Origin of the sequence: Actinomyces minihominis, from assembly GCF_900187855.1 — a bacterium.
GTDB lineage: Bacteria > Actinomycetota > Actinomycetes > Actinomycetales > Actinomycetaceae > Scrofimicrobium > Scrofimicrobium minihominis.
The window spans coordinates 225,042-249,471 of sequence record NZ_FYEG01000003.1 but is presented as its reverse complement, the minus strand read 5'-3'; the positions used below and the strand labels follow the sequence as shown (position 1 = coordinate 249,471).

Genomic DNA, 24,430 nt, shown 5'->3' with positions numbered 1-24,430 from the left:
TCCCCACACCGCCGCACGGCCAGCTTCCGGGCGTGGCTGTCTGAACCTGCCTGTCCGACGTAGCGTTGTCCCATGACGCAGACCAGCACATCCAGCCGTAACAGCTTTGCCTCCGACAACTACTCGGGAGTGCACCCACAGATCCTTACGGCGATAGCCAAGGCCAACGTTGGGCACGCTTCGTCCTACGGGGAGGACGAATGGACCGGGGTCATGGATCAGATGATCCGCGAGGTGTTTGGTGATGCCGCCGAGGGGTTCCCCGTCTTTAACGGAACCGGCGCCAATGTGGTCTCGCTGCAATCAGTGTTGCCGCGCTGGGGTGCCGTCATCGCGCCCTCGACCGCACATATCAACAATGACGAGGGCGGAGCACCTGAAAAAGTTGGTGCCCTCAAGATCCTGGGGGTCCCCACCCCGGATGGGAAGCTCACACCGGAGCTCGCAAAGCGTGAAGCCTGGGGGTGGGGGGACCCGCACCGCTCCCAGCCCCTTGCCATCTCTATTTCGCAGGTCACGGAGCTCGGTACCTGCTACACACCCGCGGAGGTCCGCGCGCTAGCTGACTTCGCGCATTCCCACGACATGGCTCTCCACATGGACGGAGCGCGACTCTCCAATGCCGCAGCCCACATGGGCACCACACTGCGTGAACTCACCACGGATGCCGGGGTTGACGTCCTCAGCCTGGGAGGTACCAAGAACGGGGCCATGGGAGCCGAGGCCGTCGTCGTCCTCAACCCCGAACGTGCGACGGGTCTGCCCTACCTGCGCAAAACCAACATGCAGCTGGGCTCGAAGATGCGCTTCGTGTCGGCTCAACTCACCGAACTCTTCGGAACGGACCTCTGGCAACGCCTGGCCCAGCACTCCAATGAGATGGCAGCTCGCCTTCACAGCCGACTTAACGGTGCCGTTCCAATCCCCGTTCCCGTTGAGTCCAACGGCGTTTTTGCCATGCTGACCCCCGAACAGAAGGAGCGTGCTCGCGCGGTGTTCCACTTCTACGACTGGCCGGGCGATCCCGACCTCGTCCGCCTGATGTGTTCGTTTGATACCACGGTCGAGGACGTTGATGATCTGGCTGACCTAATCGTCGGGTCGAAGGGTTAGTCGCGATGACTTCTGGCTGCTCCCTCCTGTTCTTCCGGCTCCGTGGGATGATGTCAGCATGCTTCTGAGTGACCGCGATATACGACAGTCGATTGATGCCGGTCGAATCTGCCTGGATCCGCTGGACCGGGCCATGATTCAGCCGGCCAGCATTGATGTGCGGCTCGACCGCGTCTTCCGTCTTTTCGATAACCACAGGTACTCGGTGATCGACCCCGCTGCTGCTCAACCCGGGTTGACCAGGCGTGTTGAGGTCGACGAGGACGAGCCCTTTGTCCTGCATCCGGGTGAGTTCGTCCTCGGAGCCACCTACGAACTGGTCACTCTCGGGGACGATGTTGCAGCGCGTCTAGAGGGGAAGTCATCACTCGGGCGCCTCGGCCTGCTGACTCACTCCACCGCTGGTTTCATTGACCCCGGCTTCTCAGGGCACGTCACCCTGGAACTGTCGAACACGGCGACTATGCCGATCCTGCTCTACCCCGGCATGAAGATCGGGCAGCTCTGTTTCTTCAACCTCTCCAGCCCCGCAGAAACACCCTACGGAAGCGCTGGACTCGGCTCGCACTACCAGGGGCAACGTGGACCCACCGCCTCACGCTCTCATCTTCGTTTTGACCGCATCACCGTGGCCCCGACCGCGGATGCGGTCAAAGACGAAGAGGGCGAGGCGCAGAGGTAGGGTGCTCTGATGGCTGAGAACCAGGTCCCGGAACGCAGGTCGATACACGACCGGATGGCGAACCTGAAGAACAGTCCCAATCCGCTGGTGGAGACGGACCTGAACCTACTTGATGCAACCGGTACCTCCACCGCGAGTTTCAGTATCGATGAGACCGGGGAGCTGATGGTCGATGCCCTTGCCCCCCTGGCGCTGAACTTCGAGCGGGTCGAACCCCGCTCCAGCCTCGACATCACCACGGCCTCCGCCTACCACCTGCTGCTCCTTCCAGAGTCGGTGTCACCCGATGACTTGGAAGCACTGGCTGTCTCCGTGTGGAATGAGGCCGGCTGGCAAGCACCGGGCGTTCTGCGCCTGCTGGAAAATGTCACGCTTGAGGGCGCCTGGAGTCTGGATGAACAGACCGCTGAGTCCCTGGGAGTTCCCGCTGACAACCGTCAGGCCTGGATGCTGCGTTGCCCACCCCAGCGGGGGGCCAAACCCAGCGAAGAGGTGCAGCGTTTTGATGACTGGGCCCGGGCATTCCCCGGGGGGATGCCCGTAGGTGTCGAGCAGAAGGTCCTGGAGGTTATGAGGCGCTTCGCCAGACGCCTCGGTGGCAGCGTGCGTGTGGCGGGCAGCGGGGTGATCGTTCGCGCCAACTCAGATGCTTCCGTAAGCCTGCGAGTCCTCACCGACCAGTGGCTGACCCCGCAGGAAACCTGGGACATCCTCTCTCCCCACATCGAGGGGCTGAACTTCCCCGGTGTTCCGGGTGTCACCGGGGGGACCGTACCAACCTCGGTTGAGCCGGGCATGCCCTACGCGGTGATGGCCCCCGTTTCTAAGTCCTCCCAGGTCCTCATCGGGGTACGTCCCGAGACTTTCGTTCCCCGCACCCTGCGCTGGGAACGCTGGGCCAAGCCGCCGCTGGTGGTTTACGAGATCGTCTGGGCGGCCCCCGAAGATCTGGGTCCCCGCAGGATAGCTGGGCCCGGTATGGAACAGCGCAGGTCGCTTGCGGCCACCCCGCAGGTTCCCGTTTCGGGTCCCGCGCTTCGTTCCCGTCGGGTCCGCCTGGAGAGACTGCGTGCCGAAGCCATAGCTGAGACCGCTGCCGCCGCCCTCGCAACCGCGGTGCCTAACTCAGCTGTTATTGACGAGGACGGCTTCCTTCTTGCCCTCGATGCACACCTTCCAGAAGGAGGACAGCCACGTCCTTGATCTGCAGCTCAGCCTCGGAGGGGACGGCTGAGTCCAGCATCTGCGTGCAGAAGGGACAGGCGGTGGCAACCGTCGTTGCACCGGTTGCTAGGGCTTGATCAACCCGTGCGGAAGCGATGCGTGTCCCGCGGGTCTCTTCCATCCAGGCTCTTGCCCCGCCGGCCCCGCAGCACATGGCCAGCTCTCGGTTCTGCGACATTTCAACCAGTTCGAGGCCGGGTTCGCTTCCCAGTAGTTCCCGGGGTGCCTCAAACACCCTGTTGTGACGGCCGAGGAAACAGGGATCGTGGTAGGTCACCGTCTGCATCTCTTCGGGACTCGGGGGGATCGGGGTCAGTGTTCCCTCACGCACCAGGCGGTTGAGTAGCTGGGTGTGGTGAATGACCTCGTAGTTACCGCCCAGCTGGGGGAACTCATTACCAATGGTGTTGAAGCAGTGGGCGCACGTGACCACGATGCGCCGGGCCTTAACCTCGTTCAGGGTTTCAATCGAGTCTGACGCAAGCATCTGGAAGAGGATTTCGTTTCCGGCGCGTCGGGCTGGGTCGCCGGTGCAGCCCTCTCCAGATCCAAGGACGGCAAAGGTGGTGCCAGCCGTGTGCAGCAGCTCGGCAACCGCGGCGGTCGTCCGCTTGGCCTTCTCGTCGTAAGCGCCCGCGCAACCGACCCAGAACAGGTAGTCAAACCCGGTGGCGTCCTCGGCATCCTCACCCAGAACCGGAACGTCAAAGTCGAGGTTTTTGGCCCAGTCGAGACGCTTGCGGGGGGACTGGTTATAGGGGTTGGATTTGGTTTCCATCGCGCGGAACGGACGGGCCAACTCACGGGGGAAAGCGGACTCCATCAGCACCTGGAAGCGACGCATATTGGCGATGTGGTCAATGTGCTCAATGTCGACGGGGCACTGATCCACGCAGGCCCCGCACATGGTGCAGTCCCACAGCACATCGGGGTTGAGGACGCCGGGGGCGAGGGCCGCGTCGCCGCTGGGAACGCCGCCCGGTGAGGTTTTGGCCATGGTTAGCGCCCCGAGGACGTCAGCTGAATCAGGACCCGCCTGAGTCGGGTTGGTAAACCCTGAAGCTGAAACAGCGCTGTCCCGCAAAGCCAGGGTCAACAGCTTGGGGGAGAGCGGCTTTTCAGTGTTCCATGCCGGGCACAGGTCCTGGCAGCGTCCACACTCGGTGCAGGACATGAAGTCCAGTCTGTCTTTCCAAGTCAGGTCGGCGGTGGTGCCGAGGCCGATGACGGGGGGCCGATCATCCTCCTCGTCGGCGGCGCTTGCGGCGGCTTCATCAAGGGCTTCAAAGTCTTCTGCGAGGTTGGCTGAGGGGGATCCGGCAACCAGGGGGAGTGCCAGGGCACCCAGGGACTTGGCACCGTTCGCGTTCCGCCCGGCCGCGATGTTGACGGGGGCGAGGAAGCGGTGCCAGGAGATGCTCATGGCGATGTCATTGCCGACGACCAGCATCCACAGCATCGAGGTGACGATCTTGACGGTGAGGACGATGACGAGGGCATTTGCCAGCGCTGTGGCAGACCAGCCGGAGACCAGGTAGCCGAACCAGGCGGTGAGCGGATAGTGCCACACGTTGGCTGACGTCGGTGCAACCGCTAGTTCGAGGGCGAAGCGGAAGCCGTGGCTGAGCAGGATCGTCAGGGAGACAACGGCGACGACGGCCTCGACAAACCAGGCCTGCCAGCGGGTGGAACCAAAGAAGCGGGAGGAACGGGGCTGCCCGTCGCGGTGCGCCCTCAGCATGGTGACGGTCCGAACGACGAAAAGTGCTGCGATCGAGAGGAAACCGAGGGTCGCCAGGATTTCTACGATCCAGTTCCACGCCGCGAGTGAGCCGAGTACAGGCAGGGAGTAGAGGGGGTTGAAGAGCTGGCCGTAAGCGGAGACCAGGGTGAGGACGAGGACGACGAAGGAAACCATGACGATCCAGTGCGCCACCCGAACCAGGGGGCGGTTCCTGAAGGTGGAATGGGACAGAGAAACCCGAAGGGCCGTCCAAATGCGTAACCACGGTTGATTCCAACGCCCGCTTTCGGGGGCGCCTTCACGTGCGACACTGATAATCCGCGCTACGCCGTGAATGAACACGGATACCCCGGCCACGCTTGCTAGAAGTGCCAGGCCTACGCAGAGGTAGGTGACGGTATCCGAGGCCATAATCGCCCTCCTCAAAGTCCAAGATCTCTCCCATTATCCCTTGTCGAAGGCTTAGCCCAGCCATCGGGCAGGCTAGAATCGGGTTGGCCATCTGTTCGCTTGGGTTCTCACCAGCACAGCTTGTGCCGTCCCGCCTGGCCCGGCACAGATAACGAGAGGTACACACACCGTGATTGAGCTGCTCATCGTGCAACTCATAGCCGTCCTGTGCGCCCCGCTGGCTGTCAGGCTTTGGGGCAGGAACGGGTTCCTTGTCCTGGCACTGGCACCCGCATCGGTGGTGGTGTGGGCGATCCTGCAGGCACCCGCGGTGTTCCAAGAGCAGCGTTTTGAGTCCTTCCAGTGGGTGCCGGCCCTGGGCTTAGAATTCGTCTTCCGCCTCGACGTGCTCTCCTGGGTCATGATGCTGCTGGTTTCCGGGGTGGGTGCCCTGGTTCTGGTCTACTCCTCACGGTACTTCTCTCGAAGCGCTGGATCTTTGGGTAGGTTTGCCACCTTCTTTATGGCTTTCTCTGCAGCAATGTACGGCGTGGTGGTCTCGGACCAAACCATGATGATGTACGTCTTCTGGGAACTGACGGCCGTCCTTTCCTACCTGTTGATCGGACACCACTCCACGCGCCGCCCTGCACGCGCTGCGGCTCGGCAGGCCTTCCTGATCACCGGCTTTGGCGGCCTGGTCATGTTCTCCGGCCTGGTCATGTTCGGTATGGCGCCGGGGGGATCCTTCCGCAGCTCTGTCCTGATTGAGAGGTTCCAGGACGGAACCCTGCAAGCGAACCAGCCGCTGTTCATTGTCGCGGCCCTCCTCGTTCTGGTTGGTGGTCTCTCCAAGTCGGCTCAGGTGCCATTCAGCTTCTGGCTTCCGGGCGCAATGGCGGCCCCAACTCCGGTGTCCGCTTACCTGCACGCCGCGGCCATGGTGAAGGCAGGCGTCTACCTCATCGCCAGGTTCACCCCGGGCTTCACGCTGATTCCCGGCTGGTCGGCAGTGGCAGTCACCCTCGGTCTTTACACCATGCTGCACGCCTCCTACCGGGCATTGCGACAGCGTGACTTGAAGCTGATCCTCGCCTACGGCACCGTGTCTCAGCTGGGCCTGATGATTGCAGCGGTTGGCTTCGGGACCGCTGCAACCCTGACGGCTGGGCTGGTCATAATGATCGCCCACGCCCTCTTCAAGTCCTCGCTGTTCCTCACGGTCGGCGCCGTTGAGAGTTCCACCGGAACCCGTGACCTGTGGGAACTGAGTGGTCTGCGCAAGCGCATGCCCCTCCTGGCCGGCTTTGCGGGCCTCGCAGCCTTGTCGATGGCGGGAATTCCAGTCACGCTTGGCTACGTCGGAAAAGAGTCGCTGCTTGCCGGCCTGCTCCACGGTAGTTCCCCGCACCTTCCTTCCGGCACCGGGTTCGGATGGTTGATTGTGGTCATCGTTGCCCTCGGCTCGATGATGACCATGGCCTACGCCTGGCGATTCTGGTGGGGCGCTTTTGGAACCAAGAAGATTCTTGTCGACTTGCAGGTTCGCCCCCTCTCGCAGCTGATGATGGTGCCCATCGGGGTCCTAGCCAGCGGCGCTCTTCTCGGGATCGTCGCCCAGCTGTTCGATCACCTACTCAATGCCCCAACCGGTCCCGCGTTGGGTATGCCCGGGGAAGCACACATTGCGCTCTGGTCCGGTCTGGCACCCGCACTGGTCACGGCTGTCATCATTGCTGGCGGCCTCACCCTGATCTACCTGCGCCCGCAGGTTTCCAAGTTGCAGAGGGCACTGGAAACCCCGATCTCTGCGGCTCGCCTGTTTGCTGCCTCAATCAGTGAGCTGGAACTGATCGCCAGTCGTGTCACCTCTCTGTTCCAGAGGGGTTCACTTCCCGCTGAGGTCGGCACGATCGTCATGTCCGCGGCTGTCCTGACCGGCTACGGAATCCTCCGCACCAATCCGCCCCGGGATCTGCCCCCGCTGTGGGACTCTTCCCTGCAGGCAGCAATCGTCGTCGTTGGTGTCGTCGCTACAATCGCGACCGTGCGTTCACGGCGGCGGGTGCGGGCAGCTCTATCGCTCGGGGCAGTCGGCATGTCCGTCTCGCTCCTGTTCGCGATCCACGGAGCCCCCGACCTCGCCCTCACCCAGCTGGCTGTCGAGGCCGTCAGCATCGTGGTCTTCATTCTGGTGCTGCGCAAGCTGCCGACCTTCTTCTCAACCAGGCCACTGGTATCCAGCAAGATCAGCCGGCTCATCGTCGGTATTTCCGCGGGCATCATCACCTCACTCGGTGGTTACTACGCCTTCTCCGCGCGCATCCACCAGCCGGTTTCAGAACTGATGCCACGGGAGGCACTTGAGTTCGGCCACGGACGCAACATCGTCAACGTAATCCTTGTGGACATCCGTGCCTGGGACACGATGGGGGAGCTGTCGGTCCTGCTGGTGACCGCCACGGGCGTGGCCTCGCTGATCTACGTAATGTCGAGGACGGGGCGCATCGACCGCATCACCAAGCGTTCAGCCAAGCCAGGTCGGTTCCTTCCCGGTGCCACCGCCCAGCGGCCCCACGACCGCTCCCTGGTACTCGAGGTTTCCACACGTCTGCTCTTCCCAACCATGATTGTGCTGTCGATCTGGCTGCTACTCATCGGACACAACAACCCCGGCGGCGGTTTCGTCGGAGGCGTGGTTGCGGGCCTGGCCTTCGTGCTGCGCTATCTGGCCGGCGGACGCTACGAACTTGGTGAGGCAATGCCGATTCCCGCGGGCTACCTACTTGGAACCGGCCTGTTTGTCGCGGCTGCCGGCGGGGCACTCCCCCTGCTCTACGGGAATGTCCCGTTCCAGTCGACCCCGGTGGACATACCTCTGGGGCCCCTCGGAGAACTGCATTTCACCACCGCCATGATCCTTGACATTGGTGTCTACATTCTCGTCCTCGGGCTGATCATCGACCTGGTTGCCGCCCTCGGTGCCGAGGTCGACAGGCAGGGCGACCCGTCGTCACGAAGCTACGGATCGGTGGGTGCCTGAGATGTCATCACTAGCAATCTTCATCTTCGTCGGAGTTCTGGTTGGCTCCGGGGTCTACCTGACCCTGGAGAGGACGCTGTCCCGCATCTTTATCGGTCTGGCGCTAATCACCAACGGCGTCAACGTCCTCATCCTGGCAATGGGTGGGTCCGCGGGAATGCCCCCGCTGCTCGGAGAGGGGACGGACACGATCGTCGACCCCCTCCCGCAGGCCCTGATCCTCACCTCAATCGTCCTCTCGCTGGGAACGACAGCCTTCGGGCTGGCGCTCGCCTACCGCTCCTGGTTGCTGACGGGAAACGACGAGGTCGTCGATGACGTTGAGGACCGCAGGGTGGCCCGAACCGCACGTCGCCACGGGGTGACGGACCTCGATGAACTCTATGCGGAGGGAACCGAGGACGCCGAAATCTTCTACGACCAGGAGGAGCGAAGGTGACCGCCGCATCCCTCTCCTGGCTGGTGCCCCTTCCGGTCCTCATCCCACTGGTCTCCGCGGGTCTGGCGCTGATTCTTGGACGGCGCCCTCGTCTGCAGCAGCTCGTGGCACTTATCGCCATGCTGGTGTCCACCGTTATCGGCTTCGTCCTGGTCTTTGGGGCTAACAGTGACCCCATCGTCCTCGACGTGGGTTCCTGGGCGGCGCCCATTGGGATCACACTGGTGGCAGATCGACTTTCAACCCTCATGCTGGTGGTTTCGCAGGTGGTGGCCCTCGCCGTCCTCATCTACTCGATAGGTGAGAACGTTTCGGACCCTGTCCCGACCTCGCCGGTGGCGGTGTTCTACCCGACGTTCCTCATACTGTCGGCCGGTGTTTCCAACTCGTTTCTCACGGGGGATCTCTTCAACCTCTACGTTGGCTTTGAGATTCTTCTGGCGGCCTCATTCGTCCTCATCACGTTGGGGGGAACCCGAGGACGAGTCCGGTCGGGCACCGTCTATGTCATCGTTTCGCTGTTCTCCTCGGTTCTGTTCCTGATCGGAATCGCCTGGATTTACGGTGCGACGGGCACCATGAACATGGCGCAGCTCTCGGTTCGACTCGCGGAACTTCCCGCTGAAACCACCATGATCCTCCAGGCGATGCTCCTGGTCGCCTTCGGGGTGAAGGCCGCGATCTTCCCCCTGGCGTCGTGGCTTCCGGACTCCTATCCGACCGCTCCCGCTCCGGTAACGGCGGTGTTCGCCGGCCTGCTCACCAAGGTGGGCGTCTACGCCATCATCCGCCTGCAGTTCGTCCTCTTCCCGGGTGATCGCTTCAGCACACTCCTGGCAATCATCGGCATCCTCTCCATGATCATCGGCATCCTGGGGGCCGTGGCTCAGGATGACGCCAAACGACTGCTTTCCTTCACCCTTATCTCTCATATCGGTTTCATGATGTGGGGAATTTCCCTCGATACCGTGGACGGGCTGGGTGCGGCGATCTACTACGCTGCCCACCACATCGTCGTGCAGACTGCGCTCTTCCTCATCGTCGGGCTCATCGAGAGGTATAGGGGCACCACCTCGCTCACCAGGCTCTCTGACCTGGCACGAGAGAAACGATGGCTCTCGATTCTCTTCATGATCACGGCGCTCAACCTAGTCGGTATGCCCCCGCTGACGGGATTCATCGGCAAGCTCGGCTTGGCAGAGGCTTCCGTCCTCGTCAACACCCCGATGTCCTACGCGCTGCTGGCCTCCGGTATCCTCACTTCGTTCCTCACGCTTTACGTTGCCGTGAAGTTCTGGAACAAGGCATTCTGGCAGCCCAAGCGTGTCATCCATGACGACTTCGTGATGCCGGCGGAGGGCGAGCGGCTCTCCGGCCGCCAGGAGCGCATCATGCGCCGCCTCGAAGAGGTCCAGCGCGAAGGACGTGCTGACGAAAAGGCGCAGCAGGCGGCCAAGACCGAGATGGAAAAGGGTGGGGGTTCCTCCAACATCATCATGTACTCGGTGGCAACCACACTGGTGGCGGTTCAGATTGGCATGGCGATCTTCTCCGGCCCCATCTACGGTTATGCCCACGGTTCGGCCTCGAACATGATGGATAACGACAGCTATGTGAGGGCGGTTCTTGGCGAGGACGGACGTGGTCAGGGCGTTTCAAAGCTCCCGCCGTTCCGTCCGCCGTGGATCGACCCCAACCCCCTACCGCCACTGCTGCCAGCGCAACCGGAACTGCCTGAGATCGGAGGGAATGATGCCAACTAGAGTGAGGCGCCACGCCTCGATCTCAATGACGATCTGGTTGCTGCTGATCTGGCTGGCGGTGTTCCGCTCGCTGGACTGGCTCACTGTTCTCGGGGGGCTGTTGGTCGTAGTGCTTGTCCAAGTAATCCTGCCCCTGCCTTCAATGCCCGGTCTTTGGCATCTGAGGCCGTTCGCCTTCCTTCACCTGCTTGCTCGATTCATCTGGGATCTGGTCTGGGCTGGGGCGCAGGTGAGCTGGATCGTGGTGTCGGGACGTCACCACGATGACGGAATCGTCAAGTGCCCGGTGAGAAGTAGCAACCCGGTCTACATGACGATCGTCGCCGCGATGACTTCGATGGTGCCCGGCACCATCGTCATCCAAGCTTCACGTGAGGAACACGCCCTCTACCTGCACGTTCTGGACCTTCCCGCCCACGGGGGTATCGAGGGGGTGCGCCAGGAGGTTCTCACTCAGGAGCGCCTTGTCCTACTGGCTTTTGCACCCAATCACGTCCTGGAGGAAACCGGTGTTACCGGGGAGCACCCCCGTGAGGAGGTGGGGTCATGACTGCCCTTTCGACGATCCTGTGGATCAGTATGGGAGTTTTAGTCATTGCGCTGTTTCTCGCCCTGTACCGCCTGGCCATAGGGCCCACAGCTCTTGATAGGGCAGTGGCCCTTGATGTTTTTGCAGCCGGAATCCTCGGGCTGGTGGCCGTGTTGATTGTGGTTCGGGAACGCGGCGATCTTGCGGCGCTACTGATTGTCTTCGTCCTCACCGCATTCTTCTCAACCGTGACGGTCTCGAGATTCATCCGCTTCGGGGTGCAGAGGAACGCCGGCCGCCGCCTGGTCGTCAAACCTGAGTCCCAGGTCGGCCAGCGCAGACACCGCCTCGGAAATGAGGAGGACGAACAGTGACCGTTTTTGACACGATACTTGACGTTGCAGGCGTCATTCTGGTGCTAGCCGGAGCCCTGTTCACCCTGGTGGCAGCCCTGGGCCTGGTGCGGCTACCCGACCTGTTCTCACGAACCCACGCCGCGGCGAAGCCGCAGCTTTTGGGCTTGATGCTAATCCTTGGTGGTTCGAACCTGGTGCTGCGAACCTGGGCTTGGTTTGCGATCAGCCTGGCGGTTCTAGCCATCCAGGTGATTGCCGCCCCGGTGGCCTCCCACCTGCTGGGTCGGGCTGCCTACCGCAGCGGGCTCGCTGAAACCTCAAGTCTGGTCGTTGACCAACTTAGTGAAGAGTGAAGCGAAGAATAAGCCCGAGGGTGGGTGAGCTAATCCCGGTAGTCTTCCCAGGCGTCAGAGTATGACGAGGGTGCATCCCAAGAATCTTCCGACCACTTGTCGTCCGAGTCCGAGTCCTCATCAGGAATCGGCTCTAGTTTCGTGTCGTGTGTTCCGGTCAGTTCGCGCTGCAGAGCGTCAAGATCAGTCTCAGGACTGAAGTACTTGAGGCTGCGCGCCACTTTCATGTGCTTTGCCTTTTGACGGCCGCGCCCCATGGCGTCGACCCCCTCTACCTCTTGCGGGTCCGTATTCCGGTCCCCTGGATCCAATGAATTCTGTCGCGGGGACATTCTACCGCGTAGCCAGCATGCTTTTCCACACGACCACCCCGTGGTCGTGTGGTGAGCCTGGCAACGTCAGCGTCTGCGACGTCGAATCAGGGTGCGACGAAGAATGCAGACGCCCAGGACTGCCGCGCCAATGGCCGCTGCCTTGATGACCTTCTTACGCGCTTCGGGATCTCCGTCACGAGCAGCATCAATCGTGGTCTGGGTGACGTAAAGCGCCTCCTGGGCGCGATACTTGGCATCCGCAAGAAGGTACTGCGCCTGCGTCTTGGGCTGGGCCTCATTAATCAGGGTCTGAAGGGTTTCGGAAAGCTTTTCGCTGCTGGCATTCGCCTGGTTTTCAAGGTTGCTCACGGTGGTTGAAAAATCCTTACTCACTTGTCGAGTCCTTCCTTGGCCGAAGCGATGTCGCTCTTCAGCGTCTCAATGTCGTCCTCGACCATTTCCTTCGGGTTTGGAGCATCATTCTTGGCTCCGAGGGCAAGGATGATGCCCACGCCGGCAAAGACGAGCATGAGGACGAAAATAATGCCGAGGACGATCAGCGCAGCAGCCCATTCCGGGAGGACCAGGGCCAGCGCCACCTCGGCGGAGTGGAAGACCCAACCCACCATGAACAGCAGGAGGACGACGGCGATGATGAACATGGCGATTGAAGCGCCCAGCTGCTTGGCAGCACGGGTCGCCTTCAGTTTCATCAGGGCAATCTGGGCCTCAAAATAGTTCTTACCCTCTTGGATCGCATCCTGGATCAGGACGGCGATCGACGGGTGGGGTGCCGGTGGTGTCGGCTTGCGGCGGAACCCGCGCTTGGGTGCGGCCGGTTCCGACCACTCCACCTCTTCCACGGTGATCCTGAGGTCGTCTTCGCTTGGGGACGTCATCACGCTCTCCTCATTAACTTCTTCCGGCGGGACCGCTGCGGCCCGTAGCCCGGGGTAAACAACCGGTTTACATTCGCCCTAAGTCTGTCATGAAATCAGCCGCGAAAAGCACCGGGGTTACCTCTGTTTAGTTGCTCGGACCATTCTCTGCTAGCTCAGTGGCGAATGGGTCGGTTCCAAGTGCCATTGGTCCGGGAAGTTGCTCAAGAATGTGGCGGGCCTGGTTGACCAGCATCTCCTGGGTGGCAGAAAGGCCCCGGGGCGGAGCTATATCGTCGAGGCTGGCGGGAAGGAACTCAGCTTCAGGCTCGGCGCTGAACTCGGTGTCGCCGAGCCGAGCAATCACCTGCTCACTGCGACCACAGGTACGGAGAAGTTCCCTCACACGCTCTTCTCGGTCCGGGCCCTGCGGGTAGAGGTAAAGAACCTCCGGTTCGCCGGCCAGGGCACGGGCAATCGACACCCTGAATGCCTCGTCCTCGACCAGTTCAGAGGCCGGTCTGTCCAGCCGGTCACGCAGGGATAGTTCCACGACCAGACTCTCGACAAATCCGGTTGCGGTCTCAATGCCCGCGAGACGCCAAGGCAGTGAAATGTTATCGCGGACGGTCAGGCTGGGCAGCAGCAGGGGAGCCCCAAACAGGACGCCGGTCACCGGCTGGTTCGGAGCTCCACCCACTGAGTTGTCACCCACGAAAAGGCCTACGCCGGGCGAGTAGCCGGAGAGACCGAGTAGGTCTGCTCCGGATCCATCTCGCTCACCCCGGTAAGAACACCGTTGATGGCTGCCATCGTGTCGGCGTCCAACTTGATTCCAGAGGCCTTGACGGTCTCGTCAAGCTGATCGGGACGTGAGGCCCCGACAAGGGCGGCTGCCACATTGGGGTTCTGCAGGACCCAGGCGATTGCCATCTGCGGCATCGATAGTCCGGCTTCGGCTGCAATCGGCTTGAGATCCTGCACGGCCTGAAGGGTCTTTGTGTCCATGAAACGCTTGACGAAGTTGGCTCCGCCCTTGTCATCAGTGGCTCGTGAACCAGCAGGCGCAGCCTGTCCGGGAATGTACTTGCCGGAGAGGACGCCCTGCGCCATCGGAGACCAGACGATCTGGGACATTCCCAGTTCCTCACAGGTGGGGACTACTCGATCCTCGATAACCCGCCACAGCGCCGAGTACTGGGGTTGGTTTGAAACCAACTGGAACCCCATCTCGGTCGCCAGTTCGTGACCCGCACGAATCTGCTCCGCGGTCCATTCGGACACGCCAATGTACATGGCCTTCCCCTGACGAACGATGTCACCAAAGGCGCGCATGGTCTCTTCCAGCGGGGTTTCATAGTCGTAGCGGTGGGCCTGGTAGAGGTCGACATAGTCCACCCCGAGGCGCTTAAGTGAGCCGTGGATACCATCGAAGATGTGCTTCCGCGACAGGCCAACGTTGTTAGGTCCCTTGTTGCCAATCGGCCAGTACACCTTGGTGAAGATCTCCAGGTTCTCCCGGGGGATTCCCGCCAGGGCTTTTCCGAGAATCTTCTCCGCCTCGGTGTTGGCGTAGGTGTCAGCGGTGTCGAATGAGGTGATGCCGAGGTCGAGCGCGCGGTGAACTGTGGCGACTGCCTTGTCGCTGTCAACCTGCAATCCGTGCGTGACCCAGTTGCCGTAGGTGATTTCTGTGATCTTAAGTCCTGAGTTTCCCAGGTAGCGATAGTCAACCATGTATAGAAACTATCAGTGTCGACCCACTTCGCTACTCGAGGAATGCCGAAGAAGCCAAAAATCATCTGCCGAACCGGACGAAAACAGCGGACAATAGAGGTATGACTACAAACCAGGATGCAGTTGCCGGGGCCAAGACCGCCCAGGGCACCTTCGAGGCGCACTCCGCTGGAGCTCAGGTCAGCCGTTGGGACAGTGAGACCTTCGGGCCGCTCCTTTTCGTTTCCTCCGCAACTAACAGTGGGGTGGGCAGCACCATCAGGGGCGGTATCCCGCTTTGCTTCCCCTGGTTCGGCGCGTTTCGTGACCACTATGAGGGGGCTCCTCTCCTGGGGGTCGAACGTGGCGGAAAGAAGCACGGCTTCGCACGCAACCTGAACTGGCGACTTGTGGCTGACGAGGTCGGAGTCGCCGGGGCCTGGCTGGTCCGCTACGAACTGGACCAGGATGACGTTCCGATTGAAGAGGCACCCGGGGATGTTTCCCCCCTGCCCTTCCACGCCACACTGGAGGCCCTGTTCTCAGACACGCTGCTCGACCTCACCTTCACGGTCAAGAACACAGGGGAGGGCGCGTTTCAGTATGAGGAGGCGGTGCACACCTACTTCGCGGTGGCTGACTTAACTGGGACTGAGGTGACCGGACTGGAAGGGGTACCCTACCTCGATAAGGCTCCAGGTGGTGTGGACGCAGTCCAGGAGGGACCGATTACATTCCCGGGTATGGTCGATCGTGTCTACCAGTCACCCGCACCTGCGGTCATCATGGACCGCGGCAACAGCCGGCAGATCCGCATTGTGAAAGAGCACTCCGGAACCACCATCGTGTGGAACCCGGGTCCTGAGGCAGCCCGGGAAATGGCTGATCTCGGAGAGGGAGAGTACCGCAGGTTCATCTGTGTTGAGTCCGGGAACGCCCTCGATAATGCGATCACACTGCAGCCCGGGGAAGAGCACACCATGCGGGTGCGCTACGAGGTGGCAAAGATCTAGCCCGGTGCGCCCCTACTCGCGAGCCCGCCAGGGAGCATCACTGGGGCGAAGCGAGTCGAGCTGACCCCGCAGACGCGCCACCTCCAGGGCCATAACCCCCGAAACCAGGGGAGGGCTCTGGCAGTCTCCGGCCAGAATGGCCTTCACCAGGTCTTCGCGAGCCACGAGGTGAACCGACATTTCGGCCTCTTCGTCCTCGGGAGCAAAGCCCGCGGGACGTGGGGCCGGAGAGAGGTCGCGGGCCAGGAAGACACGCAGCGATTCCTCGCAGGCACCGGGGGTGGTGAAGATATCGACGAGGACGTCCCAGCGTCCCGCCGCCACCTCGGCCTCCTCTGCCAGTTCCCGCTGCGCCGCCACGAGGTAGTCCTCACCCTCGACGTCGAGCAGACCGGCAGGAACCTCGACCAGTTCCATTCCGACGGGGTGGCGGTATTGGCGCAGCACCAGGATCGTATCCTCGACCTCATCCCACGCCACTACAGCCACGGCTCCGGGGTGGGTGAGGAACTGTCGGTTCATCGTCTGCCCGCTCGGGGTGCGAACAACCTCGTTGACAAAGGTTGAGATGGCTCCGACCCCCAGGGTGGTCCGTCTAACCACCGGCCAGGACTTCTTCGTGTCTGCACGCATTTTCCCTCCCCTTTTCAAGACCATCATGGCCGATCTGAGTGGAACCCGTGACAATGGCGTGCTCAGCTTTCGTGGTGGCGCTTTGGGCTGGAAGAATATCTCTATGGCAGATAAGCGCGAAGTACTTGACTGGGACCAGTTCGGAGTTGCCTCTCGAGAGATGGCGGCAATGGTGTGGGAGTCGGGGTTTGAACCCGAGATTATTGTCTGTGTGGCTCGAGGAGGTCTGATTCCTGCGGGTGCCATCGCCTACGCGCTCGACCTCAAGTCGTTACTGGTGCTGAACGTTGAGTTTTACACGGGTGTGGGCACCACCCTTCCTGATCCTCGGTTAGTTGATCCCGTTCCCGCACACCACGGACTGCGCGATAAGCGCGTCCTCATCGTTGATGACGTGGCTGACTCGGGGCGGACCCTCCAGTTTGTCTACGATATCTGCGCCGAGTACACGGATCAGATCAAGGTGGCCGTCCTCTACCAGAAGGAACGGTCCGTCATCGACTGTGACTTCGTCTGGGAACACACAGAAGAGTGGATCTCGTTCCCCTGGTCATCGCTGCCGCCCATAACGGGTGCTGAGAACATCGACAACTAAGACCCGGGCTTATTGACTGGGGCCGCTAGAGCCCAGGCGGTGTTTTCCGGCCCGGTTAGGGTGATGCGGTCTGCTATTTGGCCGCCATCGCACTGCAGAAGGTCGACCTCGACGTGCCCGGGTGCTACCTGTGCGATGCGCCAGGCGCCCCCGAGGGCTTCCCAGCGGGTTACCTCCGGGGGCGTCGTTTCCTCTGATGACATCACGCCACGGTGACGGGAGTGAAGTCCAGGGTGACGCCAAACCTGGTTCGTACTTTGTCGCGGACTGCCGACGCGAGTTCGTGTACTTCAGCCGCCGTGGCTTCGCCCTGATTGGTGATGGCAAGGACGTACCTATCGGACAGGGCTGCTCCAGAGCTGTCACGAACCTTAAAGCCCGGGTGAAAGCCAGCGGCCTCGATCATCCATGCTGCCGACAGCTTGGTTTTTCCTTGAACCTGCGGGGCTTGCTTGTTCACTGAGCCGCTGACGAACATCGCCTGGTTGCGCACTGGGAAGCGCGGCAGGTCCCCCGGTAGTTTGCTAGCAAAGTCATCGCTCACGATCGGGTTTCGGAAGTATGACCCGACCGACCAGGTAGCGCTGTCCTCCGGGTCCCACAGCATGCCAGTCTCGCGTCGAATCTTTAGGATTTGCTCGCGAACTTCACGGGCAGGAACCCTGGTGCCAAGTTCCACTCCGAGGCGGTCGGCCAAACTCTGGTAGCGAATCGGCTCCGAGAGGCTGGCGCTGCGCAGCTGGAAAGTGACCTCAAGGACGACCCAGCGTCCCGTCGGACCCCAACTGTGTCCCTCACCCGGCGCTGTCGAGTCCATGGAGCGGCTGATGATTGAGGTGCGGTACCCGAAGTGCATATCAAAACGGCTCAGGGTGCGAATGAGGCCTGACTCCCGATCAAGCGCGCGGACCTGCGCGATGGTCTGAGCGACTTCCTGGCCGTAGGCGCCTAGATTTTGGACCGGGGCTGCCCCGACGGTCCCTGGAATCCCCGAGAGCATCTCGAGTCCCGCCAGATCGTTATCCAGGGTGGACTGCACGAAGGTGTCCCAGTCTGTTCCCGCGGTCGCCCGCATGGTTGAGCCTCCGCAGGCAACAAACGAGTCGACCTCGCTGATGTCCTGACGAGCGTCACGAATGAGGAGGCCGTCCCATCCTGATTCACTCACAACCAGGTGGGAGCCCCGCCCGATGACGAGGACACCCTCCCCCCGGGCATCAGCCGAAGTTATGGCCTCGACAAGCTCGGCCTCTGACATTGCTTCCAGGAGCGGAGGGGCCGATCCCCCGGTCCGGAGCGTCGTTAGTTCGGCGAACTCCATACTTCACCATACGTCTGAAACAGGAGGTTTGGAAGGGTCTTCTGAGACCTAAGTCCTAGACGGGGGTCGCCTCTTTAACTCGACCAACCGAGCGGTTGAGCAGTTCTGACATCACGAACATCACCACGGCCAAGAGTGCCAGATAGAAGGGGAACAGCCACATGCCCACCCCCTGGGCAATGAACCCAAAGAGTGGGGGCATCAGGGTGCTACCTAGGTAGGCCGCTGCCATCTGAATACCGATGATGGCGTGCGAGGTGTGGCGACCAAAGTTGGTGGGAGTGGAGTGGATGATTGAGGGATAGATCGGCGCGCAACCAAACCCGGCAGTCACCAGGCCGGCCAGAGCCAAACCATCGTTCTCCAGCGGAATCATGATGAGGACGACACCAACACCAACGAGGAGGGTACCGAGGCGGATCATGCCGCGGTCCCCCACCCGGTCAGCGATAAAGCCACTGAGGAAGCGGCCAGCGGTAATACCAATCAGGAACAGGGAGGCGAAACTGGCGGCCGTTGTCGCCGCTACCGCTCGGTCTTGGACCAGGAAGGTGGAAGCCCAGAGAATCGTGGTGGCCTCAATGGCGCAGTACGTGAAGAAGGCAGCGAGGACAAAGGGGACCCCGCGAATCTTCAGGGCCTGCGCAACGCTGATGTGAGGTCCTGCTGCTGCCACGTCCTCATCACTATCGTCAGCCTTGGTTACGACGGGTGGGTTGACCTTGTTCCACAGGGGAATCCCGGCAAGCAGAAGGAAGGTAATGATGATCTGGATGAGGCCGACGACGCGGAAGCCAGATGACCAGCCGAGCCCCTGGGTAAGCGAGTAGCTCATGATGAACGGGCTGATTGCCGCACCAACCCCCCAGCAGCTGTGCAGCCAACTCATGTGTCTTGAGGAGTAGTGCAGAGCCACGTAGTTGTTGAGGGCGGCATCAACCGCGCCGGCTCCCAGCCCGTAGGGAATGGTCCAGATCAGCAGCATCCAGAACTCGGAAGCGGTGGAGAAACCAATCAGGGCGGCTGCGGTGAGGGCGACGCTGGTGGTGGTGACAACTCCGGTCCCGAACCTGCGGGTCAGCCGGTCGGACTGCAGGCTAGAGACGATGGTTCCGACCGCGATCAGCATGGTGATGATGCCTGCGTAAGAGGTCGGCACCCCGAGATCCCCATGCATGACCGGCCACCCGGCACCGACCAGGGAGTCCGGCAGGCCAAGGCTCACGAAGGCCAGGTAGATCATTGCTAACAGCGTCGAGTACAAGGGCGCGCCTCCGATGGGGAACGGGGGGATCACCTGACAGAATACCGACTATGGATGGTGTCTTTCACCTGCTGAACCCGCAGGCTCTCGCCCTGGTTGACTCGCTTCCGCCCTACGATCCCCGCGGTGTCGAAGAGCTGTCACGCAGGCTGCGTGCCGAAGGGTATGAACCGGACCTGGTCGCCTCCGCCCTCACACAGCAGCATCTGCGGGCCCGGGGTGAGGCGAAGTTCGGTGAGGATGCACGGCGCATGCTCTTTACCGTGGCGGGGGTGCAGCAGGCGACCAGGGCGGTTGTGGCTGATCTTCACGCCTCCCGCTTTGCACGCGCGGGCTGCCGGACGGTCGCGGACATTACCAGTGGAGTTGGGGCCGACTCAATGGCTTTCGCCCGCGCCGGGCTGGAGGTGACCGCCGTCGAGTTTGATGAAGTTACCGCCGGGTGTGCCACGCATAATCTCTCTGTTTTTCCCAACGCGCAGGTAGTCAACGGGGATGGGCTCGACATTGAGTTCACGGACTTTGACGGGGTCTTTGCCGATCCGGCTCGGCGCGGAGCCCGGGGACGCACCTTCAACCCCGCTGACTACTCCCCACCCTTCGACCGGGTCCTGGCGATCCGCAACGTAGTTCCTAACCTGGGGGTAAAGGTGGCGCCGGGTATTGCCTACCCGGACCTTCCGGAGGACGCGCACGTCCAGTGGGTTTCTGTGAACGGAGACGTTGTCGAGGCCGGGCTGTGGTTCGGGGCGCTTGCGGCCAGGCCGGGTCGCTCCGCCCTCATCATCAGTGACGGTGAAATGGTCGAGTTGGTGGCAACGGACGAACCGACCTCGCCGGTGGTGCCGATGACTCCGGTGGAACTGGGGCGCTACATCTATGAGCCAGACGGGGCGGTGATCCGTTCCGGCGGCCTCCACGTCCTCGCCGGAAAGCTTGAAGCTGGACCGGTTTCAGAGGGAATGGCCTACCTGACGGGGGACACCCTGTTGGTCGGCCCGCTCGCCACGGCGTTTGAGGTGATCGAGGCGATGCCAATCAAGAAACTGAAGCAGTACCTGCGGATACATGAGGTCGGTTCCTTGGAGATACTCAAGCGTGGGGTCGACATTGTGCCGGATCAGTTCCGCAAGGGGCTCAAGCTCAAGGGCGATCGGGCAGCTTCCGTGATCCTGACGCGTCTGCAGGGAAGGCATTCGGCGGTGGTGGTTAAACGCCTCAGGCGGCACTAACCCACCGTTTGGTAAGGGAAGCGCCGCCCGAGGTACTGGACGAATCAGTCGATATCGTCGGCCTGGGTCTTGTGGATGGTGCCCTTCGCGTGGTGCGGGGGACCGTAGATTGAGTAGACCTTCAGCGGTTCATCACCGATGTTGATGACGTTGTGCCAGGTGTTAACCGGAATGAGGATGGCCCAGTCGTCGCTGACCTCAGCCTCGAAGGTAACCTCGTTTTCCTTCGGGCCCATGCGGACAAGGCCACGACCCTGTTCGACGCGAAGGAACTGGTCCTCATGGTGGTGGATCTCCAGGCCGATGTCGCCGCCCACAGGGATGTTCATGACGGTCATCTGCAGGTGTTTGCCCGTCCAGATCGCCGTACGGAAGTTCTCATTCTCGAGGGTTGCTTCCTCAATATTGATTACGAATGGTCCTGGGCCGTGATCGATGTGTTCTGCCATTTCCTTCTCCTTCACTCCATTGGTTTGGTCCGTCTGGCGTGTTGCGCCGGGGCGCCTCGCGATGCTTTAAGTCTATTGAAACGGAAGGGCTCATTCAAAAGATAAGGGCTTATCTTCTGCGAGGCCCGACGAAGACGTCGCTAGTTCCACCGCCACGGAAGTGCGAGAGAGGTGTCGCAGATCAGAGATAGTTCCAGTTTCCACAATGCGGCCGTCACGGACGATTGAGATGCGGTCGGCCAGGACCTCCACCTGCGCCAGGATGTGGCTGGAGAGGAGGACGGTCTTCCCCTGCTGCTTGGCCACAGCTCTACGTCGTCTGGAATATAGGCGACTCTTTGGTGCAGATCGACAGCTTTGGTCCACGGGGCGGATCCGAACACCTCTGCGTCTCCACCACTCTTGCGAAGCTGACCGAGCAGGATCCGCAAGGTGGCGGACTTGCTGGCCCCATTGGGCCCCAACAACCCCAAGACTTCGCCCTGCCGAACCTCTAGGTCCAGGCCGTCGAGAGCCCGTGTTGTTCCAAAGTTCTTGGTAAGGGCGGAGGTGTGGATGACGGGATTCATGCTGGTTTCGCATTGCCAGAGGGGTGGAACCAGGACTTTCTGGCGTGTTCCCGGGGGTGCGCGTTTCCCTATGTCACCGAGGCTGGCTAAGCTTGGGTGTTCACTTCACCCACCAATCGTAGCCCTGCGGGGCGCCTTTGCGTCCTCTGGAAGGATCCTTTTGTCACCGGTACTCACACATTTACGTGGGCTTCTACCTCGACCGTCAGACGTTGGCCAGATGCGGCGTTCCTGGCGAAAAGATCTCATAGCCGGAGTCACGGTTGGTGTGGTGGCGCTGCCGCTAGCCCTAGCCTTCGGAGTCTCTTCCGGGGTCGGTGCGGCTGCCGGCTTGATCACCGCCATAGTCGCGGGTTTCGTTGCGGCTGTCTTTGGCGGGTCGCGGGTCCAGGTCTCCGGCCCCACCGGCGCCATGGTGGTCATCATCGCCCCGATTGTGGCTGCCGAGGGTGTGGGGGTGCTGCCCCTTCTCTCCGTCTTGGCGGGGCTGATGGTGATACTTGGTGGAATCCTCGGGTTGGGCCGGGCGATCTCGCTGATCCCCTGGCCGGTGATTGAGGGCTTCACACTGGGAATCGCAGTCACAATCTTCATGCAGCAGGTTCCCGCTGCCTTCGGGGTGGAACCGATTCCCGGACTTAACAGTCTGCAGGGAGCTTTCCAGGCTGCCTTCTCAGCTAGTTGGCCCAACGCCGCCCTCACCCTGGGTCTGACCGCCGGATCAATCCTTCTCATCCTTGCCTTGGAACGCTTCGCCCCACGTGTGCCCTCATCCCTTGTGGTGGTCGTGGTGGCAACTCTTCTGCTGTGGCTGGCGCGCTGGGACGTGGCGCTGATCGGTGAGATTCCCTCGTCGCTACCCGCACCCGTGCTGCCCGCAGCGAACCTGGAGATAGTGGGTAGGTTGCTACCGGCGGCAGCTGCAGTCGCCCTACTGGCAGGAATAGAATCCCTCCTCTCGGCGCGTATCGCAGCCGGAATGATGCAGGGCGGAACATACGAGCCCGATCGGGAACTGTTCGGCCAGGGACTGGCTTCCGTTGCTTCGGGACTATTTGGGGGAATGCCTGCAACAGGGGCGATTGCCCGCACAGCCGTCAACGTGAGAAGTGGGGCTAGGTCGAGGCTGGCAGCCATCACCCACGCACTTCTACTTCTGATCGTCGTCTATGCAGCATCCGGCCTGGTTTCGTTCATCCCGCTCTTCGTACTCTCAGCGGTTTTGATGGTGACCACCTTCAAGATGGTCTCGGGGGAGACCATCATGCAGATCATGCGTTCGACCCGCTCAGACGCCCTGGTCTTCGTCATCACGGCGACCATCACCATCGGCCTCGACCTCATCTGGGCCATCGTCATCGGGGTTCTGGTGGCCGGGGTCCTGGTTCTGCGGCACTTCGCCAACCACTCCGGCGTTTACCGTGAAAACCACGGTGCTGGTCCCCGAGTGGCGGTGTTCCGCATGGACGGGTCGATGTTCTTTGGCGTTTCTGACCGAATCGAGTCCGAGATTTCGCAACTCAGTGGTGTTGACGTAGTTATCCTGCGACTCTCCAGGATCGGTGTCATGGATGCCACCGGCGCCAAGGCGCTTGCGGATCTGTCAGGGGATCTGAACCGACGCGGCAAATTGGTCATCATCAAGGGTCTGCCGAAGCAGTATCGCAGCCTGGTGGAACGCATGGGGCTGGTGGGGGAGCACTCGGGATCGGCCCTGCTGGTCGACAACATGGAAGATGCCCTCTACCTAGCCGGTCATGCTGAATCACACGCGGGCCTGCTGAAGTCCATCGCCAGGGATGGATCCGGTTCAAAGAGTGTGAGTCTGCGGGTTAAAGCCGTGATTCGCGAGGCCGAGGCCGATCATGAGGCGTTGGAGCTGGCCCACCAGGGAGAAACGCACCAAGAACCCGTCGAGCAGAGTGAGGCTCAGTAGATCCGGGAGCTAGCCGGGGGCGCAGAGGTTTCGCCAGAGCTTGGTGCTCGGCCTACTCTGGCTTCTCCGTAATGAGGTTGAGGAACTTCTGCAGGTCCGCGGGCATGTCTATCGTTGGATCCAGTAACCAAGCAGACTGCAAACCATCGGCCACTGCTGTGGCTGTTCGTACGATCCATTCGGGGTCGAGGTCGAGGCAGATTCGGTCGACCGCGACTATCTTGACCCCGGTCGCAGCGTTGATGATCGCGTAGAGATCCTTCTGAGTTAGATGACCCTGGAGGAAAAGGCCGGCCTGTTCTTCCAGAACATGATCACCATCGGTCCCAACGGAGAACTTGCCGAGGGCGACTCCGAGTTCGGCCTCCCAAGTACCGATAAGTACATCAATAAGAGGAAGATGAACCACTTCAACATCCTCACCGCTGCTGACACAGCAGAGGGGATGGCTCGTTGGCACAACGCGATTCAGAAAATGGCTGAGGAGACAAGGCTGGGAATCCCCATCACCATCTCCACGGATCCTCGCCACTCATACAGCAACAACCCGCTGGCAGGCATGCTGGCTGGCAGCTTTTCAGTGTGGCCGGAACCGATTGGTTTCGGAGCAATCGCCGATCCTGCATTGACTGAGACCTTTGGAGATATTGCACGCCAGGAGTACACCGCGGTGGGAATTCGCCTGGCCCTGCATCCCGAGGTCGACCTCGCGATACTTCGAGTCGATGCGCCTTACGAGGAGTGGCCAACCATCTTCGAGAACTTCTTCCATTCCGGTTCGCTGGACTTCCCTGAGGAGAAGATCGAGCACTTCAAGTCCGTAAACCTCCCGCGATGAATCTCGTGGGAGGTTTACTTAACCCAACCGGAGCAA

The 24,430-nt window shown here is 61.4% G+C and carries 27 protein-coding genes; 14 read left to right on the top strand and 13 right to left on the bottom strand.

What is annotated here, in order from left to right; genetic code table 11:
- The first annotated feature begins 72 nt into the window (after positions 1–72).
- The 3 genes from CS903_RS05080 to CS903_RS05070 are packed head-to-tail and all read left to right on the top strand — an operon-like array spanning position 73 to position 2,998.
- The gene (locus CS903_RS05080) at positions 73–1,113 is read left to right on the top strand and encodes a threonine aldolase family protein (protein WP_099332465.1); all 1,041 of its coding nucleotides are present in this window, start codon (positions 73–75) and stop codon (positions 1,111–1,113) included.
- Between the two features lie 58 nt (positions 1,114–1,171).
- Complete coding sequence (gene dcd, locus CS903_RS05075) at positions 1,172–1,795, top strand: dCTP deaminase (protein ID WP_099332464.1); 624 nt, start codon at positions 1,172–1,174, stop codon at positions 1,793–1,795.
- 9 nt (positions 1,796–1,804) lie between these two features.
- Positions 1,805–2,998: a hypothetical protein gene (locus CS903_RS05070; protein ID WP_099332463.1), complete on the top strand. Its 1,194-nt coding sequence runs from the start codon at positions 1,805–1,807 to the stop codon at positions 2,996–2,998.
- Here CS903_RS05070 and CS903_RS05065 read toward each other — a convergent pair.
- Positions 2,928–5,174, bottom strand: coding sequence for a (Fe-S)-binding protein (locus CS903_RS05065; RefSeq protein WP_099332462.1), 2,247 nt, complete (start codon positions 5,172–5,174; stop codon positions 2,928–2,930). The two genes, CS903_RS05070 and CS903_RS05065, sit on opposite strands and share 71 nt — an antisense overlap.
- 169 nt (positions 5,175–5,343) lie before the next feature.
- Here CS903_RS05065 and CS903_RS05060 point away from each other — a divergent pair, with 169 nt between their 5' ends.
- Genes CS903_RS05060 through mnhG form a run of 6 tightly spaced genes read left to right on the top strand, consistent with a single transcriptional unit; the run spans position 5,344 to position 11,636 of the window.
- Entirely contained in the window at positions 5,344–8,196 is a 2,853-nt protein-coding gene (locus CS903_RS05060) for a Na+/H+ antiporter subunit A (RefSeq protein WP_099332461.1), read from the top strand.
- Position 8,197: 1 nt separating this feature from the next.
- Positions 8,198–8,635 carry a Na(+)/H(+) antiporter subunit C gene (locus tag CS903_RS05055; RefSeq protein ID WP_099332460.1) on the top strand — a complete coding sequence of 146 codons (438 nt, stop codon included), beginning with the start codon at positions 8,198–8,200 and terminating at the stop codon, positions 8,633–8,635.
- Complete coding sequence (locus CS903_RS05050; RefSeq protein WP_099332459.1) at positions 8,632–10,398, top strand: Na+/H+ antiporter subunit D; 1,767 nt, start codon at positions 8,632–8,634, stop codon at positions 10,396–10,398. The genes CS903_RS05055 and CS903_RS05050 overlap by 4 nt, the downstream gene beginning before the upstream one ends.
- Entirely contained in the window at positions 10,388–10,948 is a 561-nt protein-coding gene (locus tag CS903_RS05045) for a Na+/H+ antiporter subunit E (protein ID WP_164996680.1), read from the top strand. Before CS903_RS05050 ends, CS903_RS05045 begins: the two co-directional genes overlap by 11 nt.
- Positions 10,945–11,301: an MrpF/PhaF family protein gene (locus CS903_RS05040; protein ID WP_099332457.1), complete on the top strand. Its 357-nt coding sequence runs from the start codon at positions 10,945–10,947 to the stop codon at positions 11,299–11,301. The genes CS903_RS05045 and CS903_RS05040 overlap by 4 nt, the downstream gene beginning before the upstream one ends.
- Complete coding sequence (gene mnhG / locus CS903_RS05035) at positions 11,298–11,636, top strand: monovalent cation/H(+) antiporter subunit G (protein WP_207203759.1); 339 nt, start codon at positions 11,298–11,300, stop codon at positions 11,634–11,636. Before CS903_RS05040 ends, mnhG begins: the two co-directional genes overlap by 4 nt.
- Before the next feature lie 29 nt (positions 11,637–11,665).
- On the opposite strand, the gene CS903_RS05030 is transcribed toward mnhG, so the two are convergent.
- From CS903_RS05030 to CS903_RS05010, 5 genes are all read right to left on the bottom strand, one after another.
- On the bottom strand, positions 11,666–11,893 hold the full coding sequence (locus CS903_RS05030) for a DUF3073 domain-containing protein (RefSeq protein ID WP_099332456.1): 228 nt from the start codon (positions 11,891–11,893) through the stop codon (positions 11,666–11,668).
- A gap of 141 nt (positions 11,894–12,034) precedes the next feature.
- The gene (locus CS903_RS05025) at positions 12,035–12,343 is read right to left on the bottom strand and encodes a hypothetical protein (RefSeq protein ID WP_099332455.1); all 309 of its coding nucleotides are present in this window, start codon (positions 12,341–12,343) and stop codon (positions 12,035–12,037) included.
- Complete coding sequence (locus CS903_RS05020; protein ID WP_099332454.1) at positions 12,340–12,849, bottom strand: phage holin family protein; 510 nt, start codon at positions 12,847–12,849, stop codon at positions 12,340–12,342. Before CS903_RS05020 ends, CS903_RS05025 begins: the two co-directional genes overlap by 4 nt.
- 127 nt (positions 12,850–12,976) lie before the next feature.
- Positions 12,977–13,543 carry a P-loop NTPase family protein gene (locus CS903_RS05015; protein WP_099332453.1) on the bottom strand — a complete coding sequence of 189 codons (567 nt, stop codon included), beginning with the start codon at positions 13,541–13,543 and terminating at the stop codon, positions 12,977–12,979.
- A gap of 8 nt (positions 13,544–13,551) precedes the next feature.
- Entirely contained in the window at positions 13,552–14,565 is a 1,014-nt protein-coding gene (locus tag CS903_RS05010) for an aldo/keto reductase family protein (RefSeq protein ID WP_099332452.1), read from the bottom strand.
- A gap of 101 nt (positions 14,566–14,666) precedes the next feature.
- Here CS903_RS05010 and CS903_RS05005 point away from each other — a divergent pair, with 101 nt between their 5' ends.
- Positions 14,667–15,557, top strand: coding sequence for a D-hexose-6-phosphate mutarotase (locus CS903_RS05005; RefSeq protein WP_099332451.1), 891 nt, complete (start codon positions 14,667–14,669; stop codon positions 15,555–15,557).
- A gap of 12 nt (positions 15,558–15,569) precedes the next feature.
- On the opposite strand, the gene CS903_RS05000 is transcribed toward CS903_RS05005, so the two are convergent.
- Complete coding sequence (locus CS903_RS05000; protein ID WP_099332450.1) at positions 15,570–16,190, bottom strand: NUDIX domain-containing protein; 621 nt, start codon at positions 16,188–16,190, stop codon at positions 15,570–15,572.
- 103 nt (positions 16,191–16,293) lie between these two features.
- Between CS903_RS05000 and CS903_RS04995 the strand changes: the two genes are divergently transcribed.
- Positions 16,294–16,785 carry a phosphoribosyltransferase gene (locus CS903_RS04995; protein WP_099332550.1) on the top strand — a complete coding sequence of 164 codons (492 nt, stop codon included), beginning with the start codon at positions 16,294–16,296 and terminating at the stop codon, positions 16,783–16,785.
- Here CS903_RS04995 and CS903_RS04990 read toward each other — a convergent pair.
- The 3 genes from CS903_RS04990 to CS903_RS04980 are packed head-to-tail and all read right to left on the bottom strand — an operon-like array spanning position 16,782 to position 19,370.
- A complete protein-coding gene (locus CS903_RS04990; RefSeq protein ID WP_099332449.1) occupies positions 16,782–16,988 on the bottom strand; it encodes a hypothetical protein in 207 nt (68 codons plus the stop codon). The two genes, CS903_RS04995 and CS903_RS04990, sit on opposite strands and share 4 nt — an antisense overlap.
- Positions 16,988–18,106: a UDP-N-acetylmuramate dehydrogenase gene (locus tag CS903_RS04985; protein ID WP_099332448.1), complete on the bottom strand. Its 1,119-nt coding sequence runs from the start codon at positions 18,104–18,106 to the stop codon at positions 16,988–16,990. Before CS903_RS04985 ends, CS903_RS04990 begins: the two co-directional genes overlap by 1 nt.
- 55 nt (positions 18,107–18,161) lie before the next feature.
- Positions 18,162–19,370 (bottom strand): MFS transporter, encoded by a 1,209-nt coding sequence (locus CS903_RS04980; RefSeq protein ID WP_207203758.1) that lies wholly within the window; start codon positions 19,368–19,370, stop codon positions 18,162–18,164.
- 50 nt (positions 19,371–19,420) lie between these two features.
- On the opposite strand from CS903_RS04980, the gene CS903_RS04975 reads away from it, so the two are divergent.
- On the top strand, positions 19,421–20,602 hold the full coding sequence (locus tag CS903_RS04975; protein WP_099332446.1) for a class I SAM-dependent methyltransferase: 1,182 nt from the start codon (positions 19,421–19,423) through the stop codon (positions 20,600–20,602).
- Between the two features lie 44 nt (positions 20,603–20,646).
- Here CS903_RS04975 and CS903_RS04970 read toward each other — a convergent pair whose 3' ends face one another.
- Both CS903_RS04970 and CS903_RS04965 read right to left on the bottom strand, forming a co-directional pair.
- Positions 20,647–21,051 (bottom strand): cupin domain-containing protein, encoded by a 405-nt coding sequence (locus CS903_RS04970; protein ID WP_099332445.1) that lies wholly within the window; start codon positions 21,049–21,051, stop codon positions 20,647–20,649.
- A 140-nt stretch (positions 21,052–21,191) separates the two neighbouring features.
- Entirely contained in the window at positions 21,192–21,620 is a 429-nt protein-coding gene (locus CS903_RS04965) for an ATP-binding cassette domain-containing protein (protein WP_099332444.1), read from the bottom strand.
- A gap of 220 nt (positions 21,621–21,840) precedes the next feature.
- Between CS903_RS04965 and CS903_RS04960 the strand changes: the two genes are divergently transcribed.
- A complete protein-coding gene (locus CS903_RS04960) occupies positions 21,841–23,556 on the top strand; it encodes a SulP family inorganic anion transporter (RefSeq protein WP_207203757.1) in 1,716 nt (571 codons plus the stop codon).
- 52 nt (positions 23,557–23,608) lie between these two features.
- Here the strand turns inward: CS903_RS04960 and CS903_RS09455 are convergent, their stop codons facing one another.
- Positions 23,609–23,965 (bottom strand): hypothetical protein, encoded by a 357-nt coding sequence (locus CS903_RS09455; protein ID WP_207203756.1) that lies wholly within the window; start codon positions 23,963–23,965, stop codon positions 23,609–23,611.
- On the opposite strand from CS903_RS09455, the gene CS903_RS04955 reads away from it, so the two are divergent.
- Complete coding sequence (locus CS903_RS04955) at positions 23,957–24,394, top strand: glycoside hydrolase family 3 N-terminal domain-containing protein (RefSeq protein ID WP_207203755.1); 438 nt, start codon at positions 23,957–23,959, stop codon at positions 24,392–24,394. The genes CS903_RS09455 and CS903_RS04955 overlap by 9 nt on opposite strands.
- Positions 24,395–24,430 lie beyond the last annotated feature (36 nt).

What these genes read in the sequence shown, in the direction of transcription:
- CS903_RS05080 (WP_099332465.1), top strand. Translation starts at nt 73, where the DNA reads ATGACGCAGACCAGCACATCCAGCCGTAACAGCTTTGCCTCCGACAAC.
- dcd (WP_099332464.1), top strand. Translation starts at nt 1,172, where the DNA reads ATGCTTCTGAGTGACCGCGATATACGACAGTCGATTGATGCCGGTCGA.
- CS903_RS05070 (WP_099332463.1), top strand. Translation starts at nt 1,805, where the DNA reads ATGGCTGAGAACCAGGTCCCGGAACGCAGGTCGATACACGACCGGATG.
- CS903_RS05065 (WP_099332462.1), bottom strand. Translation starts at nt 5,174, where the DNA reads ATGGCCTCGGATACCGTCACCTACCTCTGCGTAGGCCTGGCACTTCTA.
- CS903_RS05055 (WP_099332460.1), top strand. Translation starts at nt 8,198, where the DNA reads ATGTCATCACTAGCAATCTTCATCTTCGTCGGAGTTCTGGTTGGCTCC.
- CS903_RS05045 (WP_164996680.1), top strand. Translation starts at nt 10,388, where the DNA reads ATGCCAACTAGAGTGAGGCGCCACGCCTCGATCTCAATGACGATCTGG.
- CS903_RS05040 (WP_099332457.1), top strand. Translation starts at nt 10,945, where the DNA reads ATGACTGCCCTTTCGACGATCCTGTGGATCAGTATGGGAGTTTTAGTC.
- CS903_RS05030 (WP_099332456.1), bottom strand. Translation starts at nt 11,893, where the DNA reads ATGGGGCGCGGCCGTCAAAAGGCAAAGCACATGAAAGTGGCGCGCAGC.
- CS903_RS05020 (WP_099332454.1), bottom strand. Translation starts at nt 12,849, where the DNA reads ATGACGTCCCCAAGCGAAGACGACCTCAGGATCACCGTGGAAGAGGTG.
- CS903_RS05010 (WP_099332452.1), bottom strand. Translation starts at nt 14,565, where the DNA reads ATGGTTGACTATCGCTACCTGGGAAACTCAGGACTTAAGATCACAGAA.
- CS903_RS05005 (WP_099332451.1), top strand. Translation starts at nt 14,667, where the DNA reads ATGACTACAAACCAGGATGCAGTTGCCGGGGCCAAGACCGCCCAGGGC.
- CS903_RS05000 (WP_099332450.1), bottom strand. Translation starts at nt 16,190, where the DNA reads ATGCGTGCAGACACGAAGAAGTCCTGGCCGGTGGTTAGACGGACCACC.
- CS903_RS04995 (WP_099332550.1), top strand. Translation starts at nt 16,294, where the DNA reads ATGGCAGATAAGCGCGAAGTACTTGACTGGGACCAGTTCGGAGTTGCC.
- CS903_RS04990 (WP_099332449.1), bottom strand. Translation starts at nt 16,988, where the DNA reads ATGTCATCAGAGGAAACGACGCCCCCGGAGGTAACCCGCTGGGAAGCC.
- CS903_RS04985 (WP_099332448.1), bottom strand. Translation starts at nt 18,106, where the DNA reads ATGGAGTTCGCCGAACTAACGACGCTCCGGACCGGGGGATCGGCCCCT.
- CS903_RS04975 (WP_099332446.1), top strand. Translation starts at nt 19,421, where the DNA reads ATGGATGGTGTCTTTCACCTGCTGAACCCGCAGGCTCTCGCCCTGGTT.
- CS903_RS04970 (WP_099332445.1), bottom strand. Translation starts at nt 21,051, where the DNA reads ATGGCAGAACACATCGATCACGGCCCAGGACCATTCGTAATCAATATT.
- CS903_RS04965 (WP_099332444.1), bottom strand. Translation starts at nt 21,620, where the DNA reads ATGAATCCCGTCATCCACACCTCCGCCCTTACCAAGAACTTTGGAACA.
- CS903_RS04960 (WP_207203757.1), top strand. Translation starts at nt 21,841, where the DNA reads ATGCGGCGTTCCTGGCGAAAAGATCTCATAGCCGGAGTCACGGTTGGT.
- CS903_RS04955 (WP_207203755.1), top strand. Translation starts at nt 23,957, where the DNA reads ATGAACCACTTCAACATCCTCACCGCTGCTGACACAGCAGAGGGGATG.